At 67.8% G+C, this 17486-nt stretch carries 20 protein-coding genes; 13 read left to right on the top strand and 7 right to left on the bottom strand.

From position 1 onward, the window contains the following. The first annotated feature begins 422 nt into the window (after positions 1-422). From AC5YGJ_RS07225 to AC5YGJ_RS07215, 3 genes are read left to right on the top strand one after another with little or no spacing between them, the layout of a single operon-like run. The gene (locus AC5YGJ_RS07225; RefSeq protein WP_496186157.1) at positions 423-1379 is read left to right on the top strand and encodes an HlyD family secretion protein; all 957 of its coding nucleotides are present in this window, start codon (positions 423-425) and stop codon (positions 1377-1379) included. Positions 1380-1399: 20 nt separating this feature from the next. Further along, positions 1400-2323 carry an ABC transporter ATP-binding protein gene (locus AC5YGJ_RS07220; RefSeq protein ID WP_496186156.1) on the top strand — a complete coding sequence of 308 codons (924 nt, stop codon included), beginning with the start codon at positions 1400-1402 and terminating at the stop codon, positions 2321-2323. Next, positions 2320-3432, top strand: coding sequence for an ABC transporter permease (locus AC5YGJ_RS07215; protein ID WP_496186155.1), 1113 nt, complete (start codon positions 2320-2322; stop codon positions 3430-3432). Before AC5YGJ_RS07220 ends, AC5YGJ_RS07215 begins: the two co-directional genes overlap by 4 nt. Positions 3433-3505: 73 nt before the next feature. On the opposite strand, the gene miaB is transcribed toward AC5YGJ_RS07215, so the two are convergent. Beyond that, positions 3506-4924 carry a tRNA (N6-isopentenyl adenosine(37)-C2)-methylthiotransferase MiaB gene (gene miaB / locus AC5YGJ_RS07210; RefSeq protein WP_180865496.1) on the bottom strand — a complete coding sequence of 473 codons (1419 nt, stop codon included), beginning with the start codon at positions 4922-4924 and terminating at the stop codon, positions 3506-3508. A gap of 148 nt (positions 4925-5072) precedes the next feature. After that, a complete protein-coding gene (locus AC5YGJ_RS07205; protein ID WP_107233026.1) occupies positions 5073-5693 on the bottom strand; it encodes a glutathione S-transferase family protein in 621 nt (206 codons plus the stop codon). An 80-nt stretch (positions 5694-5773) separates the two neighbouring features. Here AC5YGJ_RS07205 and AC5YGJ_RS07200 point away from each other — a divergent pair, with 80 nt between their 5' ends. The 7 genes from AC5YGJ_RS07200 to AC5YGJ_RS07170 all read left to right on the top strand — a co-directional run bounded on the left by AC5YGJ_RS07200 (position 5774) and on the right by AC5YGJ_RS07170 (position 11831). After that, a complete protein-coding gene (locus tag AC5YGJ_RS07200) occupies positions 5774-6742 on the top strand; it encodes a helix-turn-helix transcriptional regulator (protein WP_309333677.1) in 969 nt (322 codons plus the stop codon). Between the two features lie 46 nt (positions 6743-6788). Further along, positions 6789-7706, top strand: coding sequence for a lytic transglycosylase domain-containing protein (locus AC5YGJ_RS07195; protein WP_496186154.1), 918 nt, complete (start codon positions 6789-6791; stop codon positions 7704-7706). A gap of 195 nt (positions 7707-7901) precedes the next feature. Then, complete coding sequence (gene petA, locus AC5YGJ_RS07190; RefSeq protein ID WP_004151998.1) at positions 7902-8522, top strand: ubiquinol-cytochrome c reductase iron-sulfur subunit; 621 nt, start codon at positions 7902-7904, stop codon at positions 8520-8522. Beyond that, on the top strand, positions 8522-9781 hold the full coding sequence (locus AC5YGJ_RS07185) for a cytochrome b (protein WP_006429450.1): 1260 nt from the start codon (positions 8522-8524) through the stop codon (positions 9779-9781). The genes petA and AC5YGJ_RS07185 overlap by 1 nt, the downstream gene beginning before the upstream one ends. After that, positions 9774-10523: a cytochrome c1 gene (locus AC5YGJ_RS07180; protein WP_249844504.1), complete on the top strand. Its 750-nt coding sequence runs from the start codon at positions 9774-9776 to the stop codon at positions 10521-10523. The genes AC5YGJ_RS07185 and AC5YGJ_RS07180 overlap by 8 nt, the downstream gene beginning before the upstream one ends. Positions 10524-10657: 134 nt before the next feature. Then, positions 10658-11293, top strand: coding sequence for a glutathione S-transferase N-terminal domain-containing protein (locus tag AC5YGJ_RS07175; RefSeq protein ID WP_496186153.1), 636 nt, complete (start codon positions 10658-10660; stop codon positions 11291-11293). A gap of 85 nt (positions 11294-11378) precedes the next feature. Then, positions 11379-11831, top strand: a complete 453-nt coding sequence (locus AC5YGJ_RS07170; protein ID WP_249844503.1) for a ClpXP protease specificity-enhancing factor — start codon at positions 11379-11381, stop codon at positions 11829-11831. A gap of 38 nt (positions 11832-11869) precedes the next feature. Here the strand turns inward: AC5YGJ_RS07170 and AC5YGJ_RS07165 are convergent, their stop codons facing one another. The 4 genes from AC5YGJ_RS07165 to AC5YGJ_RS07150 all read right to left on the bottom strand — a co-directional run bounded on the left by AC5YGJ_RS07165 (position 11870) and on the right by AC5YGJ_RS07150 (position 14501). Beyond that, positions 11870-12220 carry a DUF3301 domain-containing protein gene (locus AC5YGJ_RS07165; protein WP_005415950.1) on the bottom strand — a complete coding sequence of 117 codons (351 nt, stop codon included), beginning with the start codon at positions 12218-12220 and terminating at the stop codon, positions 11870-11872. A gap of 67 nt (positions 12221-12287) precedes the next feature. Continuing rightward, on the bottom strand, positions 12288-13268 hold the full coding sequence (locus AC5YGJ_RS07160) for a DUF2272 domain-containing protein (protein WP_496186152.1): 981 nt from the start codon (positions 13266-13268) through the stop codon (positions 12288-12290). 115 nt (positions 13269-13383) lie between these two features. Beyond that, entirely contained in the window at positions 13384-14235 is an 852-nt protein-coding gene (gene nadC / locus AC5YGJ_RS07155; protein WP_496186151.1) for a carboxylating nicotinate-nucleotide diphosphorylase, read from the bottom strand. Beyond that, positions 14232-14501, bottom strand: coding sequence for a Trm112 family protein (locus AC5YGJ_RS07150; protein ID WP_057495820.1), 270 nt, complete (start codon positions 14499-14501; stop codon positions 14232-14234). The genes nadC and AC5YGJ_RS07150 overlap by 4 nt, the downstream gene beginning before the upstream one ends. A gap of 58 nt (positions 14502-14559) precedes the next feature. On the opposite strand from AC5YGJ_RS07150, the gene purE reads away from it, so the two are divergent. The 3 genes from purE to AC5YGJ_RS07135 all read left to right on the top strand — a co-directional run bounded on the left by purE (position 14560) and on the right by AC5YGJ_RS07135 (position 16662). Continuing rightward, on the top strand, positions 14560-15063 hold the full coding sequence (gene purE / locus AC5YGJ_RS07145; protein WP_279920603.1) for a 5-(carboxyamino)imidazole ribonucleotide mutase: 504 nt from the start codon (positions 14560-14562) through the stop codon (positions 15061-15063). Then, the gene (locus AC5YGJ_RS07140; protein WP_249844499.1) at positions 15060-16208 is read left to right on the top strand and encodes a 5-(carboxyamino)imidazole ribonucleotide synthase; all 1149 of its coding nucleotides are present in this window, start codon (positions 15060-15062) and stop codon (positions 16206-16208) included. Before purE ends, AC5YGJ_RS07140 begins: the two co-directional genes overlap by 4 nt. Before the next feature lie 112 nt (positions 16209-16320). Then, positions 16321-16662 carry a carboxymuconolactone decarboxylase family protein gene (locus tag AC5YGJ_RS07135; RefSeq protein ID WP_496186150.1) on the top strand — a complete coding sequence of 114 codons (342 nt, stop codon included), beginning with the start codon at positions 16321-16323 and terminating at the stop codon, positions 16660-16662. Between the two features lie 232 nt (positions 16663-16894). Here the strand turns inward: AC5YGJ_RS07135 and AC5YGJ_RS07130 are convergent, their stop codons facing one another. Further along, positions 16895-17473, bottom strand: coding sequence for a superoxide dismutase (locus tag AC5YGJ_RS07130; protein ID WP_496186149.1), 579 nt, complete (start codon positions 17471-17473; stop codon positions 16895-16897). Positions 17474-17486: the final 13 nt, after the last annotated feature.

The following is a 17486-nucleotide window of genomic DNA, read 5'->3' as shown; positions in this document are numbered from 1 at the left end:
CAAGCGCAGTCGTGAAGCTGAGCTGCAGTACGCCAGAACACAGGTCGGCACTCGCTGCGGCACGCCGGACGGAAAGATGAGCGTGGAGGGCATGGGCCCGGTGAAGAAGCTGATGGAAACCAAGTACGGGTTTGGGACGACCAAGCTGGGGTTGCCAGGTGAAGAGAAGGATTGACCGCCCCTGTCGCCATGCGGTCCATCCTGCCGCCGGCGCACGTTCCATTGCCAGGCGAGCAATCCGGCCATCCTCCTGCCGCTTTTCCACACCCGCTGTGGAATGATGCCGAATCAACCTGTGGATAGGTGGACCAGACCCTGACGGCACAAGGCCTGCCAGGGTGTGGTGAAAAAACCGTCAGGGCGGATCGGGATCATCGCGGGTGCACGGGGCAGATGGCACCGTAGCGCGGTCGCTGGAGGGGATGGACATGGGCAACGGCATGCGTGGGTTCGGACTGGTGGGCCTGGCCCTGATGGCAGGCTGTGGCCAGGCGCCACCGACTGCACTGGGAACGCTGGAATGGGACCGGGTCACCGTGCCGGCCCCGGCGGCCGAAGTGATTGCAGCGGTGGAGGTGCGCGAAGGCCAGCAGGTCAAGGCCGGCACCGTGCTGATGCAGCTGGACCCGGCCCGCGGTGATGCCCAGTTCGCCGTCGCACAGGCCGATACCGCGCGTGCGCAGGCGCAGCTGGAAGAACTGAAGATCGGCCCGCGCCAGGAGCAGATCGCGCAGGCCCAGGCACAGCTGGCCGCACTGCGCGCGCAGGCCGCCGAGGCCAGTGCCTACTACCGGCGGGTGCAGCCGCTGGCACGCCAGCGCCTGATCGCCGCCGCCGAGCTGGACCGTGCGCGGGCGGCCGCCGGCAATGCCGAGGCCAGCGTGCGCGCCGCCGAGCAGGCTTGGCTGGAGCTGGTGCATGGCAGCCGCGCGCAGGACATCGCGCAGGGCCAGGCGGCGGCGGACGCTGCGCAGGCGCAGCAGGTGGTGCAGGGCGTCAACCTGCAGAAGCTGCAACTGCGCGCCCCCCGCGATGGCGTGGTCGACGCCTTGCCCTATCGGCAGGGCGACCAGGCCCCGGTGGGCGCACCGCTGGCGGTGATGCTGGTCGGCGAGCGTCCCTATGCGCGCGTCTACCTGCCGCAGCCGCTACGCTTGCAGGTCAAGGTCGGGCAGGCCGCGCAGGTGCATCTGGAAGGGCAGGCCGCTGCGTTGAAGGGGCATGTGCGCTCGATCCGCAGCGAGCCTTCATTCACGCCGTACTACGCGTTGACCGGTGACGACGTCGCGCGGCTGAGCTACCTGGCCGAGATCGAAGTGGACGAGGCGACCGACATGCAGAAACTGCCGGCCGGGTTGCCGCTGCGGGTGAGCTTCTGAACACCGGCGACGACATTGCCGTGCATGCGCAGGGCCTGACCCGCCGCTTCGGCGATCTGCTGGCCGTGGACAATGTCGACCTGACCGTGCCTCGCGGCCAGGTCTACGGCTTCCTCGGCCCGAACGGCTCGGGCAAGTCGACCACCATCCGCATGCTGTGCGGCCTGCTGGAGCCGAGCGCGGGGCAGATCGAGGTGCTGGGCCTGTCGGTGCCGGAACAGGCCGAAGCGCTACGCCGCCGCATCGGCTACATGACCCAGCGCTTTTCGCTGTACGAAGACCTGTCGGTGCGCGAGAACCTGGAGTTCCTCGCGGCCATCCAGGATCTGCCGCGCGCGCAGGCCCGGCAGCGCGTCGATGCACTGTTGCAGCAGTATCGGCTGCAGGATCGGCAGCCGCAGTTGGCCGGCACGCTCAGCGGCGGGCAGAAGCAGCGCCTGGCCCTGGCCGGTGCGGTGGTGCATGGGCCTGAACTGCTGTTCCTGGACGAGCCGACCAGTGCGGTCGACCCGGAATCGCGCCGCGATTTCTGGGAGGCGCTGTTCGAGCTGGCCGACGCCGGCACCACTGTGCTGGTCTCGACCCACTACATGGACGAAGCCGAGCGCTGCCACCGGCTGGCGATTCTGGATCGCGGCGCGCTGGTGGCCGATGGCACGCCGGCAGAACTGTGCGCGCGGCTGCAGGGGCGCACGCTGCGGGTCACCGCGTCGCAGCCGCGCCAGGCCAGCCGCGCGCTGGCCGAACTGCCCGGGGTGCTGAGCGTGGCGCAGATCGGCACGCAGCTGCGCGTACTGTGCAGTGAAGACGCGGCCGACATGGCCACGTTGCAGCGCGCATTGGCCGGTGCCGATGCGCAGGCGCGCATCGAGGCAGTGGCGCCGAATCTGGAAGACGTGTTCGTCGCCGCCACCCGCGGTCGTGGCCGGGAGCCGGCGGCATGAACCTGCGCCGGCTGTGGGCGATCATGCTCAAGGAGCTGCGGCAGCTGCGCCGCGACCGCATCACGCTGGCGATGATCGTCGGCATTCCGGTGATGCAGCTGCTGCTGTTCGGCTATGCGATCAATCTCAACCTGCGCCACCTTGATGCGGGTGTGGCCGACCAGGCCAACAGCGCGGCCTCGCGCGCGCTGGTGCAGGACATGGTCGTCACCGGTGTGATCACCCCGCGCAGCGAAGCGTACAGTCCGGACCAGCTGATGCAGGCGCTGCGCCGCGGCGAGATCAGTGTCGGCATCGTGGTACCGGCAGATTTCGAGCGTCGCCGTTTCGATGGGCGCGAAGCGGTACAGGTGCTGGTCGATGGCAGCGACACTGTGGTGCAGAGTGCGGCGATCCAGCTGGCGCAGGTGCCGCTCGACACGCGCCCGACCCGCAACACGCGGCCGCTGCGCGAAGGCAGCATCGCCAGCGGCCAGGTCAGCGTGACCAGTTTCTACAACCCGCAGCGGCGCTCGGCGGTGAACATCGTGCCGGGGCTGATCGGGGTGATCCTGACCATGACCCTGGTGATGTTCACGGCGGTGGCGGTGGTGCGCGAACGCGAGCGCGGCAACATGGAGCTGCTGATCGCCACGCCGGTATCGCGCAGCGAACTGATGGTGGGCAAGGTGCTGCCCTATGCGGCCATTGGCCTGCTGCAGACCACGCTGGTGCTGGTGCTGGGCACCTGGCTGTTCCAGGTGCCGATCCGCGGCAGCCTGCTGGATATCTACCTGGCCGCGGTGCTGCTAGTGCTGGCCAACCTCGCGCTGGGTCTGTTGATCTCCACGCGCGCGCGCTCGCAGTTCCAGGCGATGCAGATGACGTTGTTCCTGTTCCTGCCGTCGATCCTGCTGTCCGGCTTCATGTTCCCGTTCGCCGGCATGCCACGACCGGTGCAGTGGCTGGCCGAAGTGCTGCCGCTGACCCACTTCCTGCGCCTGGTGCGCGGCATCATGCTGCGCGGTGCTTCGCTGTGGGAGCTGTGGCACGACGCGCTGGCGCTGCTGGCCTTCATCGTGGTGATGATGACGCTGGCGATCCTGCGTTTCCGCAAGCGCCTGGATTGAAGCATGCCATCCGGTAGTGCCGGCCGCTGGCCGGCATCAATGCCGGTAGGTGCCGACCGTTGGTCGGCACGCCTTATTCGGCCACCACCCGCGCGCGCAGCGAATTGGTCAGTGCTTCGGTAATCACCACATCCACGAACTGGCCGATCAAGCGCGCCGGCGCCGGGAAGTTCACCGACCGCATGTTCTCGGTCTTGCCGGTCAGTTCGTTCGGGTTCTTGCGCGAGGGTCCTTCCACCAGCACCGTCTGCACGGTGCCGACCATCTTTTCGGAGATGCCGGCGGCGTGCGCATTGATGCGCTCCTGCAGGCGCGACAGGCGCGCGTGCTTCTCGGCATCGCTGATCGTATCTTCCAGATCCGCCGCCGGCGTGCCCGGGCGGCGCGAATAGATGAAGGAGAAGCTGTGATCAAAGCCGATGTCCTCGATCAGCTTCATGGTCTTCTCGAAGTCGGCGTCGGTCTCGCCGGGGAAGCCGACGATGAAGTCCGAGCTGATCGAGATGTCCGGGCGCACCGCGCGCAGCTTGCGGATCTTCGACTTGAATTCCAGCGCGGTGTAGCCGCGCTTCATCGCCGACAGCACGCGGTCGCTGCCGGCCTGCACCGGCAGGTGCAGGAAGTTGGCCAGCTGCGGTACGTCGCGGAATGCATCGATCAGCGAATCGCTGAACTCCAGCGGATGTGAGGTGGTGAAGCGGATGCGGCCGACGCCGTCGATCTCGGCGATGGTGCGGATCAGCAGGCCCAGGTCGGCGAACTCACCGTCGCCATACGGGCCGCGATAGGCATTGACGTTCTGGCCGAGCAGGTTGATCTCGCGCACGCCCTGCGCGGCCAGCTGGGCCACTTCCACCACCACGTCCTCGAACGGGCGGCTGACCTCGGTGCCGCGGGTGTAGGGCACCACGCAGAACGAGCAGTACTTGGAACAACCTTCCATGATCGACACGAACGCCGAAGCACCTTCGGCGCGCGGCTCCGGCAGGCGGTCGAACTTCTCGATCTCGGGGAAGCTGATGTCCACCTGCGGGCGCTTCTGCTCGCGACGGGCGCGGATCAGTTCCGGCAGGCGATGCAGGGTCTGCGGGCCGAACACCAGGTCCACGAACGGCGCGCGCTTGATGATCGCCTCGCCTTCCTGCGAGGCGACGCAGCCGCCGACGCCGATGATGACCTCGCGGCCCTTGTTCTTCAGGCCCTTCCACACGCCCAGCTGGCTGAACACCTTCTCCTGCGCCTTCTCGCGGATGGAGCAGGTGTTGACCAGGATGACGTCGGCGTCGTCCGGGGTATCGGTCAGTTCCAGGCCATCACTGGCAGCGAGCACGTCGGCCATCTTGGCCGAGTCGTACTCGTTCATCTGGCAACCGTGGGTCTTGATGTACAGCTTGCCTTTCACCTGGTCGGGCTTGCGCGGACCAGTGGGCAGGGCAACGAGCGGGGTACCGCCCGGCGTGGCGGGCGGAAAGACGTCTGGCGTCCCGGTCATGGCGCTTAATCCATTCGGGTGGCGGGAAAGGCAGCAATTCTACCCGCATCCCGAGCCACCCGCCGCGCTGTGCGCTCGCGGGGCACGGCCCCGCGCTACCCGCATCCCGGCGGCCCCGGTAGCGCCGGGCCGTGCCCGGCGGGCGTCCTTACGCCGCCGCCAGCTCCGCATCGATCTGCCGCGATCGGTCGAAGGCGGTCATCGCGCTCATCCGGGCGATGTAGTCGGCCGTTGCTGGCGCCGGCTGCACCAGGCCGAAGGCCGTGGTCCAGGCCAGCGCATTGCCCCACAGCACGTCGGCGGCACTCATCACCTCACCCAGCAGGTACGGCCCCTGCGCCAGCTGGGCCTCGATCACCTGCAGCACGGTCTCGGCGTCGTTGTAGGGCGACATCGACTGCGGCGGCGGGTCGCGGCGCATCGCGCGGTCGATCATCGCCGGCTCGAAACAGGCGCCGTAGAAGGCCATCCAGCGCAGGTAGGGGCCGCGCAGGGCATCACCGATCGGCGGCGCCAGCCCGGCTTCCGGGTACAGGTCGGCCAGGTACAGATAGATGGCCACCTGCTCGGTCACCAGAGCGCCGTTGTGGACGATGGCCGGCACCTTGCCCATCGGGTTGATGGCCAGGTAGGCCGGGGCCAGGTTGGCGCCGGCCTTCAGGTCCAGCACCTGCATGCGGTAGTCGGCACCGAGTGCTTCGAGCAGGGCCACCGCGCCGCTCGAGCGCGAACGGGCGGCGTGGTACAGGGTGATCTGGCGTGAGGTCATGGCAGTGCTCCTTGCAGTGGGTGGTGAACTGGAGCCCATCCTGAGGCACCATTGCGGACGACTTCTGTCCTCGATCCTTCATGCGCCATACCGCCCATCGCCTGCTGCGCCTGATCTCCCTGTTGCAGGCCCGCCGCCAGTGGTCGGGGGCCGAACTGGCCGAACGCATGGGCGTGGACCGGCGCAGCATCCGCCGCGACATCGAGCGCCTGCGCGAACTCGGCTACCCGGTGCAGGCCTCGGCCGGGGTCGGCGGCGGCTATCAGCTCGGGGCCGGTGCGCCGGTGCTGCCGATGCTGCTGGACGAGGAGGAGGCCACCACGCTGGCCATTGCCCTGCGTGCGGCCTCGGCCACCGTCGCCGGCATCGATGACACCGCGCGCGGCCTGCTGTCCAAGCTTGACCCGCTGGTGCCGACCCGCCGTCGACAGCAGGCGGGCGAGGTGCATGCGGCCACCGCCACCCTGTCCGATCTGCCCGCCACCGATGCACGCCTGCTCGGCCGGCTGGCCCAGCACTGCCGGCAGGCCTCGCGGCTGGCCTTCGAGTACCGCAGCGCGCAGGACGCGGTCACCCAGCGCGAGGTCGAGGCCCAGCACCTGGTCAACTATGGCCGGCGCTGGTATCTGCTGGCCTGGGACCTGGGGCGCCAGGACTGGCGCACCCTGCGCGTGGACCGGATGGGCGCGGTGCGCGAGTGCACCGAGCCGGGCCTGCATCGGCGCACCCCGGCACCGCCGGACGTGATGGTGCGGCAGGCGGTCAGCCAGGCGCCGTTCGCGTTGCAGGCCATCGTGCGCCTGGCCGGCAGCCGCGCCGAGCTGGAAGGTCGCATCCCGCCGTGGTGTGGCCTACTGGAAGCGGATGGCCCCGACCACTGCCTGCTGCGCATGGGCGCCGAGAGCCGCGGCATGATGCTGGCGCAGATTCTCAGCCTGGACCGGGTACCGGTGGCGCTGTGGACCACGCCGCCCAGCCTGCGTGAGGAGCTGGCGCAACGGCTGGCCGGGCTGGGGCAGGTACTGGCTGTGCCGCCGGTCACAGGCTGAGCCGCGTGGCTTGGCAAGTTCCGGCGAAGCTGGGACACTCGCGGCCATGAAGGGGATACTGGGGACAACGGCGATCATCATCGCTGCGCTGACCGCTGCGCCGGCCAGCGCCGGTACCCTGTTCAAGTGCCAGGGCGCCGATGGCGTCACCAGCTATGTCAGCAAGCGCGTGGCCGGGGCCCGTTGCAGCACGATCAGCTACAGCCGCGACACCCGCCCGGCGCCGCGTCCCATGCTGGCGGCGCCGAAGCCGGCGACGGCCACGGTGGCCAGCATCGAGCGCAATCCGGTCGCGGTCGCCGCCAGTGCCGCCGCGCCGGCCATGGCCACACCCACGCCGCTGCCCGCCGCCGCACCCGCGCCGGCAGCGTCTCGCGGCGGACGCATGGTCAGTGGTCAGGTCTATTCCTTCATGAAGGATGGCGTGCGTCACTACACCAGCGCACGCCCGACCCAGGTCGCCAACCTCGGCCCGGTGCGCACCATCCGCTACAGTTTCATGGAGCGCTGCTATGCCTGCGGGGTCAACCCGCGGGTCGACTTCGGCACGGTGCGTCTGAACACCACGGCCTTCCAGAGCGAGATCACCTCGGCCGCGCGCGAGTTCGGCGTGGACGAGGCGGTGGTGCGCGCGATCATCCATGCCGAGTCGGCCTACAACCCCACCGCGCTCAGCCGCGCCGGCGCGCAGGGCCTGATGCAGCTGATGCCGCCCACCGCCGCGCGGTTCGGCGTAAGCGATTCCTACGACGCCGGGCAGAACATCCGCGGCGGCGTGCAGTATCTTGCGTGGTTGTTGAAGCGCTTCAACGGCGATCTGACCCTGGCCGCAGCGGGTTACAACGCTGGAGAGGGCGCGGTCGACCGTCATGGTGGCGTGCCGCCGTACAGCGAGACCCAGTACTACGTGCGCCGGGTCGGCCAGCTGGCCGAGCGTTACCGAACCGCCCTGAGTCACCAGTAGGTGCCGACTGTCAGTCGGCACACCCTCGAACAGGTAGGTGCCGACTGCCAGTCGGCACGATTTTGAAAGAGTTGTTGCAGTGCGTTGTGTGGCGCGCGACGGTTCCGCTACACTCGTCCAGGATTCAATGCGGCTCTGGCCCCCACCGGAACCGCTGGCAGCCTTAAAGCTACCTAATCAATATCGGAGTGCCGGATGGCCAACGATGGGGTACACGATCCAGTCAACACCGGACGTCGGCGTTTTCTTTCTGCCACCACAGCTGTGGTGGGCGCCGTCGGCGTCGGATTCACCGCAGTTCCTTTCATCAAGTCCTGGAACCCCAGTGCCCGCGCCAAGCTTGCCGGCGCACCGGTGGTGGCCGACATCAGCGCCCTGCAGGAAGGCCAACGCCTGATCGTGGAATGGCGCGGCCAGCCGATCTGGATCGTCAAGCGGTCCAAGGCCATCCTCGATGCGCTGCACGGGCTGGACGGCCGCCTCAAGGACCCCGAGTCCGGCGAGAAGGACCAGCAGCCGGACTACGTGCTCAAGCAGAATCCCGAGCTGCGCTCCATCAAGCCGGACATCTCCGTGCTGGTCGGCCTGTGCACGCACCTGGGCTGCTCGCCGGAAATGGTCGCCGAGATCCGGCCCGAACCGTATGACCCGCAGTGGAAAGGCGGCTACTTCTGCCCCTGCCACAAGTCGCGCTTCGACATGTCCGGCCGCGTCTTCAAGGACGTGCCGGCACCCATCAACCTGAAGGTGCCTGCGCACCACTACCAGGACGACAACACCATCATCATCGGTGTCGATCCGCAGGGGGCTGCCTGATGGCCAATATCCTCAGCCGTACCGCCAGCGGCGTGGCCGACTGGGTCAACGCCCGTGCGCCGGGCCTGATGCCGGTGTACCGCAAGCACGTCAGCGAGTACTACGCGCCGAAGAACTTCAACATCTGGTACTACTTCGGTTCGCTGGCGCTGCTGGTGCTGGTCAACCAGATCGTCACCGGCATCTTCCTGACGATGCACTACAAGACCAACGCCGCCGAGGCGTTCGGCTCCATCGAATACATCATGCGTGATGTGGAGTGGGGCTGGCTGATCCGCTATATGCACTCCACCGGTGCCTCGCTGTTCTTCATCGTGGTCTACCTGCACATGTTCCGCGGCCTGCTGTACGGCAGCTACCAGAAGCCACGCGAGCTGGTGTGGATCCTGGGCATGCTGATCTACCTGGTGCTGATGGCCGAAGCCTTCATGGGCTACGTGCTGCCTTGGGGCCAGATGTCGTTCTGGGGCGCCAAGGTGATCATCTCGCTGTTTGGCGCGATACCGGTGATCGGCAACGGCCTGACCGAGTGGATCATGGGCGACTACCTGCCCAGTGACGCCACGCTCAACCGCTTCTTCGCGCTGCACGTCATCGCCCTGCCGCTGGTGCTGTTGCTGCTGGTGGTGCTGCACCTGGGCGCGCTGCACGAAGTGGGGTCGAACAACCCCGATGGCGTGGAGATCAAGAAGGGCCCGAAGGGCAACCGCTGGTCGCCGAATGCGCCGGCCGATGGCATTCCGTTCCACCCGTACTACACGCTCAAGGATGGCGTTGGCGCCGGCTTCCTGCTGATCATCGCCGCCTTCATCATCTTCTTCGCGCCCGGTTTCGGCGGCCTGTTCCTGGAGCATGACAACTTCACCGAGGCCAACCGCCTGGTGACCCCGGAGCACATCAAGCCGGTCTGGTACTACACCCCCTACTACGCGATGTTGCGCGTGGTGCCGAACAAGCTCGGCGGCGTGCTGGTGATGTTCTCGGCCATCGCGATCCTGTTCCTGGTGCCGTGGCTGGACAAGGCACGGGTGAAATCGGTGCGTTACCGCGGCTGGATCTCGAAGGTGATGCTGGGCGTGCTGGCGGTGTGCTTCGTGTGGCTGGGCGTGATCGGCTCCGGCCCGGGCACCGACGTGCACGAGACCTACATCGGGCGGGTGCTGACCTTCCTGTACTTCGCGTTCTTCATCACCATGCCGCTATGGACAAGGCTGGACAAGACCAAGCCGGTACCGGAGAGGGTGACCACGCATGACTGAGCGCTGGATGGTCCGGCTGGCCCTGGCGGCCACCCTGATGCTGGGCAGTTTCCTGGCCTCCGCCGCCGAAGGCGGCACCAAGCTGCTGCAGGCCGGCAACGACCTCGGTGACCGGGCGTCGCTGCAGCGCGGCGCGCAGCTGTACATGAACTACTGTTCCGGCTGCCATGCGCTGAAGTACCTGCGCTATTCACGGATGGCGGAGGATCTGGGCCTGACCGAGGAAGAGGTGATGAACAACCTCAACTTCACCGGCTCGGCGATCGGTGATCCGATCCCGGTGGCGATGCCCAAGGAAAACGCCGAGAAGTGGTTCGGCAAGATGCCGCCGGACCTCAGCCTGATCTCGCGTGTACGGGGCAGCGATTGGGTCTACACCTATCTCAAGTCGTTCTACCTTGACAGCAGCCGCCCGCTGGGCTGGAACAACGCTCTGTTCGCCAATGCGTCCATGCCCAACCCGCTGTGGGAGATGCAGGGCCTGCAGCACGCGGTGCATGGCAAGCCCGAGGCGCCGGGGATGGACCCGCCGGTGACCGGCCTGAAGATCGAAACGCCCGGTGCGGTCGATCCGGGCCAGTACGACCAGGCGGTGCGTGATATCACCAACTTCCTCGAATATGCCGGCGAGCCGGCCGCGCTCAAGCGCCAGCAGCTGGGCGTCTGGGTGATCCTGTTCCTGGCGCTGCTGACCTTCCTGCTGTATCTGCTGAAGAAGGAATACTGGAAGGACGTTCACTGATTCTGCCGCCGGCGATCACGCAAGCCTATTGGCTTTTGTGATGGCCGGTTGCACACTCGGGGAGGAGTCGACCGCTGGCACGGTGCTGGCGGCGCCGATGCGGCAGGCGGTCTCCTGTCGTAGGAGAGCCTTTGATGGCGGCGAGCGTACGCATGCGCAATACACTGACGCTGTTTTCCTCGAACGACGACGTACTGTGCCACCGCGTACGCCTGGTGCTGGCGGCCAAGGGGGTGTCTTTCGATTTCGTTCCGGTCGATCCGCAGAATCCGCCTGAAGACCTGATCGACCTCAATCCCTATCACTCGGTGCCGACCCTGGTCGAGCGGGAGCTGGTGCTGTACGCCGCGTCGGTGGTCAGCGAGTACCTGGACGAGCGCTACCCGCATCCGCCGCTGATGCCGGTCGATCCGCTTTCGCGTGCGCGCATCCGCCTGGCGATGCTGCGCATCGAGCACGACTGGGTGCCACAGGTGCAGGCCATCCAGCTGGGCAACAAGACCCAGGCCGAGGCCGGGCGCAAGCGCCTGAAGGAGCTGCTGACCGCGTCGTTGCCGCTGTTCAAGGCCAGCAAGTTCTTCCTCAATCCGGAAATGAGCCTGGCCGACTGCGCGATGGCGCCGATCATCTGGCGCCTGCAGTCGCTGGATGTGCCGCTGCCGAAGGACGGCAAGGCGATCGAAGACTACGGCAACCGCATCTTCCGCCACCCGGGGTTCGTCCGCAGCCTGACCGACCAGGAAAAGAAGCTGCGCGACCTGCCGCTCTGATCCGGCGGTGGTCTACCCGTCTGCACGCCGACCGGTGTGCAGGCGATCCGCCCCGCCGGGGGCGCCGGGCGCGTACACTTCACGCATGACCGAAGACTTCTTCCACATGACCAGCCACCGCCCGTACCTGCTGCGGGCGCTGGTGGAATGGATCAACGACAACCAGCTGACCCCGCACATCCTGGTCGACGCTGGCGTTCCCGGCGTACAGGTGCCGCCTTCGGCGGTGAAGGATGGCCGGGTTGTGCTCAATATCGCCGAACGTGCCGTCGTGCGGCTGATGATCGACAACGAGATGGTGAGCTTCTCGGCGCGCTTCTCCGGTACCAGCTACCCGGTGCAGGTGCCGATCAGCGCCGTGCTGGCTGTCTACGCCCGTGAGACCGGGCAGGGCATGGCACTGCCGGATGACATTCCGGGCAACGAGACTGCGCCGACCAGCGACGAGCTGCTGCATGACGACAGCACGCCGCCGGACGATACGCCGCCGTCCAGCCCGCCGCCGAAGGGGCGCCCGACCCTGCGCGTGGTCAAATAACGGTAGGTGCCGACCGTTGGTCGGCACACCTTCAGCGCTTACACATCCTCGGCATCCTCCACATCCGGCCGGATCTGGCTGATCCGCGCCGCGCCCGGCCCTGTGAATGAAATCAGCTGGTCGCCGCGCAGCACCATGCGGCCCACGTGGCGATCGATGCCGTCGTAGGAATACTCGAACTTGAAGGTGCGCTCGAAGCCGAGCCGGCCATCCTCGCCGCGCGACAGGCGCAGGCCGGTGGCGTGCACCGCCTGGTCCAGCCACTGCACATCGGCGGCGCGGCAGGCATTGCGGCCCAGTTCGACGGCGCGCTCAGCGGCCGAACGTGCCGCGTTCCAGAAGAAGTAGATGATTCCGCCGGCAATCAGCAACAGCAGCAGGGTAGGCATGGCGTCAGCCGTCAGGTGTCGATCCGGCAAAGATGGCGGCGAACGGGCGCTGGATCAAGCGCCGGCATCACCGCGTTGGTTGCGGCGGAACGACCACAGGTTGCGGCGTTGGAGCCGGCTGCACCGGTGTGGCGCCCGATGACGGCGTCAGCAGCGGCGCCGTTGCCGTCAGCTGCAGCAGCGCTGCCCAGTCCTGGCGGTTGAAACTGCACTCGTCCTCGCGGCCCGGCGTGCAGCTGGGATCGATGCCGGTACTGTTGCGCTCGCGTGCCGGCGGCAACTGGATCAGCCCGGTGCGGTCCAGCTGCAGCAGCCGCATCGCCACGGTGTTCATCACGTTGCCGCCGACCAGATACAGGGTCTGGTCGCCGCCGAGATTGGCGGCCACCACCACCTCGCAGTGAGATTTCCAGTGGCCCACCGAGCCGTTGCCCAGCGCCTGCACCAGGCCGCTGTAGCTCAGGGTGGTGCTGCGGTCGCGCAGGAAGCACAGCAGGTCACCCGGCGCCGGCCTGGCCGTGGCCGGGTCGACCAGCCGATACGGCACGCCCGAAGGGCCCGCCTGATAGGCGGCGCGGATGTAATCGATGTGGCGTGGCGAGGTGTTGAAACCCGGCACGCCCGCGCGGACCATCACCCAGGAAATGAACGCTGCCGACCACGGGTTGTCGACCAGGAACGCGCGGCAGTCGCTGTCGGTGTAGCGCGTGCCCAAGGGCGCCAGGCAACTGCTGGCGCCGGCGATGCTGCCCATTGCATTGAGCGTGCCGCTGTCACGCCAGTAGCCGGCAACGCGTCGCCAGGCGATCAGGCCGTTGTCGGCCAGATGATCGCTTTCGGCTTCGGTGACGCTGAGGCTGGCGGCGCGGCCATCGCGATCGATGAAGGGGCGGAACCACAGCCGGTGTTCGTTGCAGGCGGTGTTGCGGATGGCCACCGCCAACGGGCTCAGGCCGAAGCGGGGCGGCACGTCGCAGGCTTCTGCGGCGGCAGCGGACGACGGCGCGGCAGCCAGCAGCAGGCAGACAGGCAAGAGCATCCGGCGCATGCACGGCTCCTGTGGGGGATGACCGCAGCGTCGCAGCGCCGTCGTGAACGCCGGGTGTGAGAGCGGGGTCAGATCCCTTTTCCATGGGAAAAGGGATCTGACCCCAAGCCCGGCCTCAACCCGGCGGCGGGCCCAGCTTCAACGACAGATCGATGGCCTGCACATGCTTGGTCAGGCCACCAATGGAAATGCAGTCCACGCCATCCTCGGCAATCGAACGCAGCCCGCCCAGGCCCACGCTGCCGGACACCTCCAGCGGGATGCGGCCGGCGGTGATGCGTACTGCCTCGCGGCGCAGATCCGGGCTGAAGTCATCCAGCAGGATGCGCTCGCAGCCGGCTTCCAGCGCCTGCCGCAGCTGCGCCAGATCTTCCACTTCGACCACCAGCGGCAATGCCGGCCATTGGCGGCGCGCGGCAGCCACCGCCGCCGCCAGCGAACCGGCGGCGCGGATGTGGTTCTCCTTCAGCATCACCGTGTCGTACAGGCCGAAGCGGTGGTTCTCGCCGCCGCCGCAGCGCACCGCGTATTTCTGCGCCAGGCGCAGGCCGGGCAGGGTCTTGCGGGTGTCGAGGATACGCGTGCCGGTGCCGGCCACCGCGGACACGTAGCGGGCGGTGGTGGTGGCGGTGCCGGACAGGGTCTGCAGGAAGTTCAGCGAGGTGCGCTCGGCACTGACCAGGCTGCGGCTGCGCCCGTGCAGCAGGGCCAGCACGGTGCCGGCGGTGACCGTGTCGCCCTCGGCAACGCTCCACTCGATGCGCACCTCCGGATCGAGCGCGCGGTGGGTGGCGTCAAACCAGGGGCGACCGGCGATCACCGCGTCCTGCTTGCATAGCAGATAGGCGCTGTCGGCCTGGTCGGGCAGCAGGGCGGCGGTGACGTCGCCACTGCCCAGATCCTCGGCCAGCGCGCGCGCGACATCGGCGGCGACCACGGCCGCATCCGGCGCCGGATGCGTGCTCATGCGGCCGGGAAGTCGGCGATCTGCGCGGTCGGGATGGCTTCCTCGGCCAGCAGCACCGGGATGCCGTCGTCGACGCGGAACACCTGCTTGCGGTCGCGGGTGACCAGCGCCTCGCGCAGCGGCTGCGCCATCGGGTTGCCATCGGCCTTGTTCACCGCGCCGGCGGAAATGGCCTTGTTGAGGGCTTCCAGGCCCTTGCCATCCAGCAGGGACAGGGGCTGGCGGGTGTCCGGCGACACCAGCAGGTCGAGCAGCTTGCGATCCATGGTTCTTCGTCTTGCGTGGAAGACGGCTAGAATACGTCTTTAAGGCAGGTGACGGCCAATGACCCCCAACCCGATCGCGCCGCTTGTCGGCATCGTCATGGGTTCCCGTTCCGACTGGGAAACCATGCAGCACGCCGCCCAGAAGCTTGAAGCCCTGGGTGTTCCGTTCGAAGTGAAGGTGGTGTCCGCGCATCGGACGCCGGATGTGTTGTTCAGCTACGCCGAGCAGGCGGGCCCGCGCGGCCTGCGCGCGATCATCGCCGGTGCCGGCGGGGCCGCGCACCTGCCGGGCATGATCGCCGCCAAGACCGCCGTGCCGGTGCTGGGCGTGCCGGTGCAGTCCAAGGCCCTCAACGGCATGGACTCGCTGCTGTCGATCGTGCAGATGCCGGCCGGCATCCCGGTCGCGACCTTCGCCATCGGCAATGCCGGCGCGTCCAACGCCGCGCTGTTTGCTGCGGCGATGCTGGCCAGCGACCAGCCGGCGATCGGCCAGGCGCTCGATGGCTTCCGTGCGCGCCAGACCGAAGACGTGATGGCTCACGACGATCCGCGCCAATGAGTCTGACCGTCGGCATTCTGGGCGGCGGCCAGCTCGCCCGCATGATGGTACTGGCCGGTGCACCGCTGGGGCTGCGCTTTGAGCTGTACGACCCGGCCGCTGACGCCTGCAGCGGGCCGCTGGCCCCGCTCACCGTCGCCGCCTTCGACGACCGCCAGGCGCTGGCAGATTTCGCCGCCAAGGTGGATGTGGTCACCTTCGATTTCGAGAACGTGCCGGCCGACAGTGCGCAGTGGCTGGCCGAACAGGTGCCGGTCTACCCGCCGCCGTCGGCGCTGGCCGTGGCCCAGGACCGGTTGAGCGAGAAGACCCTGTTCCAGCAGTTGGGCATTCCACTGCCGGCCTTCGCCGATATCCGCAGCCGTGACGAACTGGCCGCCAAGGCCGCCGAGTTTGGCCTGCCGTGCATCCTCAAGACCCGCCGCCTGGGCTATGACGGCAAGGGCCAGTTCCGCCTGCGCAGCACGGCCGACATCGACGCCGCATGGGAGGCGCTCGGAGCCCAGGTCGAGCGCACCGGGCTGATCCTGGAAGGCTTTGTCGCCTTCCAGCGCGAAGTCAGCGTGGTCGCCGTGCGTGGCCGTGATGGCAGCTTCCTGGCCTGGCCGGTGACCGGCAACTGGCATGTCGACGGCGTGCTGTCGGCCAGCGTGGCGCCGGCGGTGCTGTCCGCCGCCGAGCACGACGCCGCGGTCGGCTATGCGCGTCGCGTCGCCGAGCATCTGCAGTATGTCGGCGTGTTCGCGCTGGAGCTGTTCTGCCGTGATGGCGAACTGCTGGCCAACGAGATGGCGCCGCGCGTGCACAACTCCGGCCATTGGACCATCGAAGGCAGCGAGACCTCGCAGTTCGAGAACCATCTGCGCGCCGTGCTGGGCCTGCCGCTGGGCAGCACCCGCATGCTCGGCCACGCCTGCATGCTGAACTGGCTGGGGGCGATGCCCGATCCGCTGCCGGTGCTGGGCCAGGCCAGCGGCCATTGGCATGACTACGGCAAGCAGCCGCGCGAAGGCCGCAAGGTCGGCCACGCCACGCTGCGCGACGACGATGCCGCTGCACTGGCAGACGCGCTGGAGCAGGTCGGGCTGGAGCTGGACCGGCAGGCGCAGGTGGCGCCGGCGGTGCACGCGCTGCGCCACCGCTGAGCCCGCTAGTGCCGGCCGCTGGCCGGCATTGCAACGCTGTGACGCGCCGGTGCAGGCATCGGCGCAACACTGCCGGTGATAGCGTGGAGCTCCTTTCACAGGAGTCACGACCATGCTTGACTGGAATGCCTACCGCAAGGAACTGAAGGGCCGCATCGGCGAGATCGGCAAACTCTCGCCGGATACGCTCAAGGGCTATGCCACCCTGTCCAACGCGGGTGCCCAGACCAATCACCTTGATGCCAAGACCCGTGAACTGATCGCGCTGGCGGTGGCGGTGACCACCCGCTGCGATGGCTGCATCACCGTGCACGTGGATGCGGCGTTGAAGCAGGGCGCCAGCCGCGAGGAAATCGCAGAAGCGTTGGGTGTGGCGGTATCGCTCAATGCCGGTGCGGCGCTGGTGTATTCGGCGCGGGTGATGGACGCGGTGGGGGCGCACGAGAACGCGTGAGGCACCGTTCTGTTTTCCGGTAGTGCCGGCCGCTGGCCGCTGGCCGCTGGCCGGCAGATCCGCCTTCTCTGTGCGCCTACGGGGTTGCCGGCCAGCGGCCGGCACTACCTGAGGGCGGGCTTCGGTGAACTCCCGGTTGACCCGTTGTCAGAACGCGTCCAGACCGTGCGCGTGGATTCCGCGTTGAAACAGGGCGCCAGCCGCTGCTTTCCGATAGAGCCGGGTTGTTGCCTCAGCGCAGCTGGCTCTCTGCGAATTCCCAGTTGGCCAGTTGCCAGAACGCGTCCAGATAACGCGCGCGGTCGTTCTGGTAGTCGGTGTAGTAGGCGTGTTCCCACAGATTGCAGCCCAGCAGTGGCGTGCTTTCGCCGGTCAGTGGGGTGCCTGCATTGCGGGTCGCCTGGATGCCCAGCTGCCCGCCCGGGTGCTGCACCAGCCAAACCCAGCCGGAGCCGAACAGGCTCAGTGCGGTGCGGTTGAACTCTTCGCGCAGTCGCTGCAGGTCGCCGAACTGGCGCTTGATCAGCTCGCCGAGGCGGCCCTGCGGCTCGCCGCCGCCCCGCGGGCGCAGGCATTGCCAGTAGAAGCCATGGTTCCAGGCCTGCGCCGCTGCGTCGAACAGCGCGCCCTGGCTGTGGCGGACGATGTCTTCCAGGGGGGCTTCTTCCCATTCCGTGCCGAGGATGGCGGCATTGACCGCATCGACATGGGCGCGGTGATGCCGGCCGTGGTTCAGCTCCACGGTCTGGGCGGACAGGTGCGGCTGCAGGGAGCCGGAGAGGTAGGGCAGGGCGGGCAATTCGACGGGCATGGACAGGTTCGTG

It is taken from the genome of Stenotrophomonas sp. CS3K5 (genome assembly GCF_059515225.1).
Note: the sequence above shows the minus strand (reverse complement) of the source record. Positions and strands in the feature narration are given on the sequence as shown.

Bases quoted from the DNA above. Each gene is read 5' to 3' on its own strand.
- AC5YGJ_RS07160 (WP_496186152.1), bottom strand. From the start codon at position 13,268: ATGCGCCGGATGCTCTTGCCTGTCTGCCTGCTGCTGGCTGCCGCGCCG.
- AC5YGJ_RS07215 (WP_496186155.1), top strand. From the start codon at position 2,320: ATGAACCTGCGCCGGCTGTGGGCGATCATGCTCAAGGAGCTGCGGCAG.
- AC5YGJ_RS07140 (WP_249844499.1), top strand. From the start codon at position 15,060: ATGAGTCTGACCGTCGGCATTCTGGGCGGCGGCCAGCTCGCCCGCATG.
- petA (WP_004151998.1), top strand. From the start codon at position 7,902: ATGGCCAACGATGGGGTACACGATCCAGTCAACACCGGACGTCGGCGT.
- AC5YGJ_RS07180 (WP_249844504.1), top strand. From the start codon at position 9,774: ATGACTGAGCGCTGGATGGTCCGGCTGGCCCTGGCGGCCACCCTGATG.
- AC5YGJ_RS07135 (WP_496186150.1), top strand. From the start codon at position 16,321: ATGCTTGACTGGAATGCCTACCGCAAGGAACTGAAGGGCCGCATCGGC.
- AC5YGJ_RS07175 (WP_496186153.1), top strand. From the start codon at position 10,658: ATGGCGGCGAGCGTACGCATGCGCAATACACTGACGCTGTTTTCCTCG.
- AC5YGJ_RS07200 (WP_309333677.1), top strand. From the start codon at position 5,774: ATGCGCCATACCGCCCATCGCCTGCTGCGCCTGATCTCCCTGTTGCAG.
- AC5YGJ_RS07205 (WP_107233026.1), bottom strand. From the start codon at position 5,693: ATGACCTCACGCCAGATCACCCTGTACCACGCCGCCCGTTCGCGCTCG.
- miaB (WP_180865496.1), bottom strand. From the start codon at position 4,924: ATGACCGGGACGCCAGACGTCTTTCCGCCCGCCACGCCGGGCGGTACC.
- AC5YGJ_RS07195 (WP_496186154.1), top strand. From the start codon at position 6,789: ATGAAGGGGATACTGGGGACAACGGCGATCATCATCGCTGCGCTGACC.
- nadC (WP_496186151.1), bottom strand. From the start codon at position 14,235: ATGAGCACGCATCCGGCGCCGGATGCGGCCGTGGTCGCCGCCGATGTC.
- AC5YGJ_RS07225 (WP_496186157.1), top strand. From the start codon at position 423: ATGGACATGGGCAACGGCATGCGTGGGTTCGGACTGGTGGGCCTGGCC.
- AC5YGJ_RS07170 (WP_249844503.1), top strand. From the start codon at position 11,379: ATGACCGAAGACTTCTTCCACATGACCAGCCACCGCCCGTACCTGCTG.
- AC5YGJ_RS07165 (WP_005415950.1), bottom strand. From the start codon at position 12,220: ATGCCTACCCTGCTGCTGTTGCTGATTGCCGGCGGAATCATCTACTTC.
- AC5YGJ_RS07150 (WP_057495820.1), bottom strand. From the start codon at position 14,501: ATGGATCGCAAGCTGCTCGACCTGCTGGTGTCGCCGGACACCCGCCAG.
- purE (WP_279920603.1), top strand. From the start codon at position 14,560: ATGACCCCCAACCCGATCGCGCCGCTTGTCGGCATCGTCATGGGTTCC.
- AC5YGJ_RS07130 (WP_496186149.1), bottom strand. From the start codon at position 17,473: ATGCCCGTCGAATTGCCCGCCCTGCCCTACCTCTCCGGCTCCCTGCAG.
- AC5YGJ_RS07185 (WP_006429450.1), top strand. From the start codon at position 8,522: ATGGCCAATATCCTCAGCCGTACCGCCAGCGGCGTGGCCGACTGGGTC.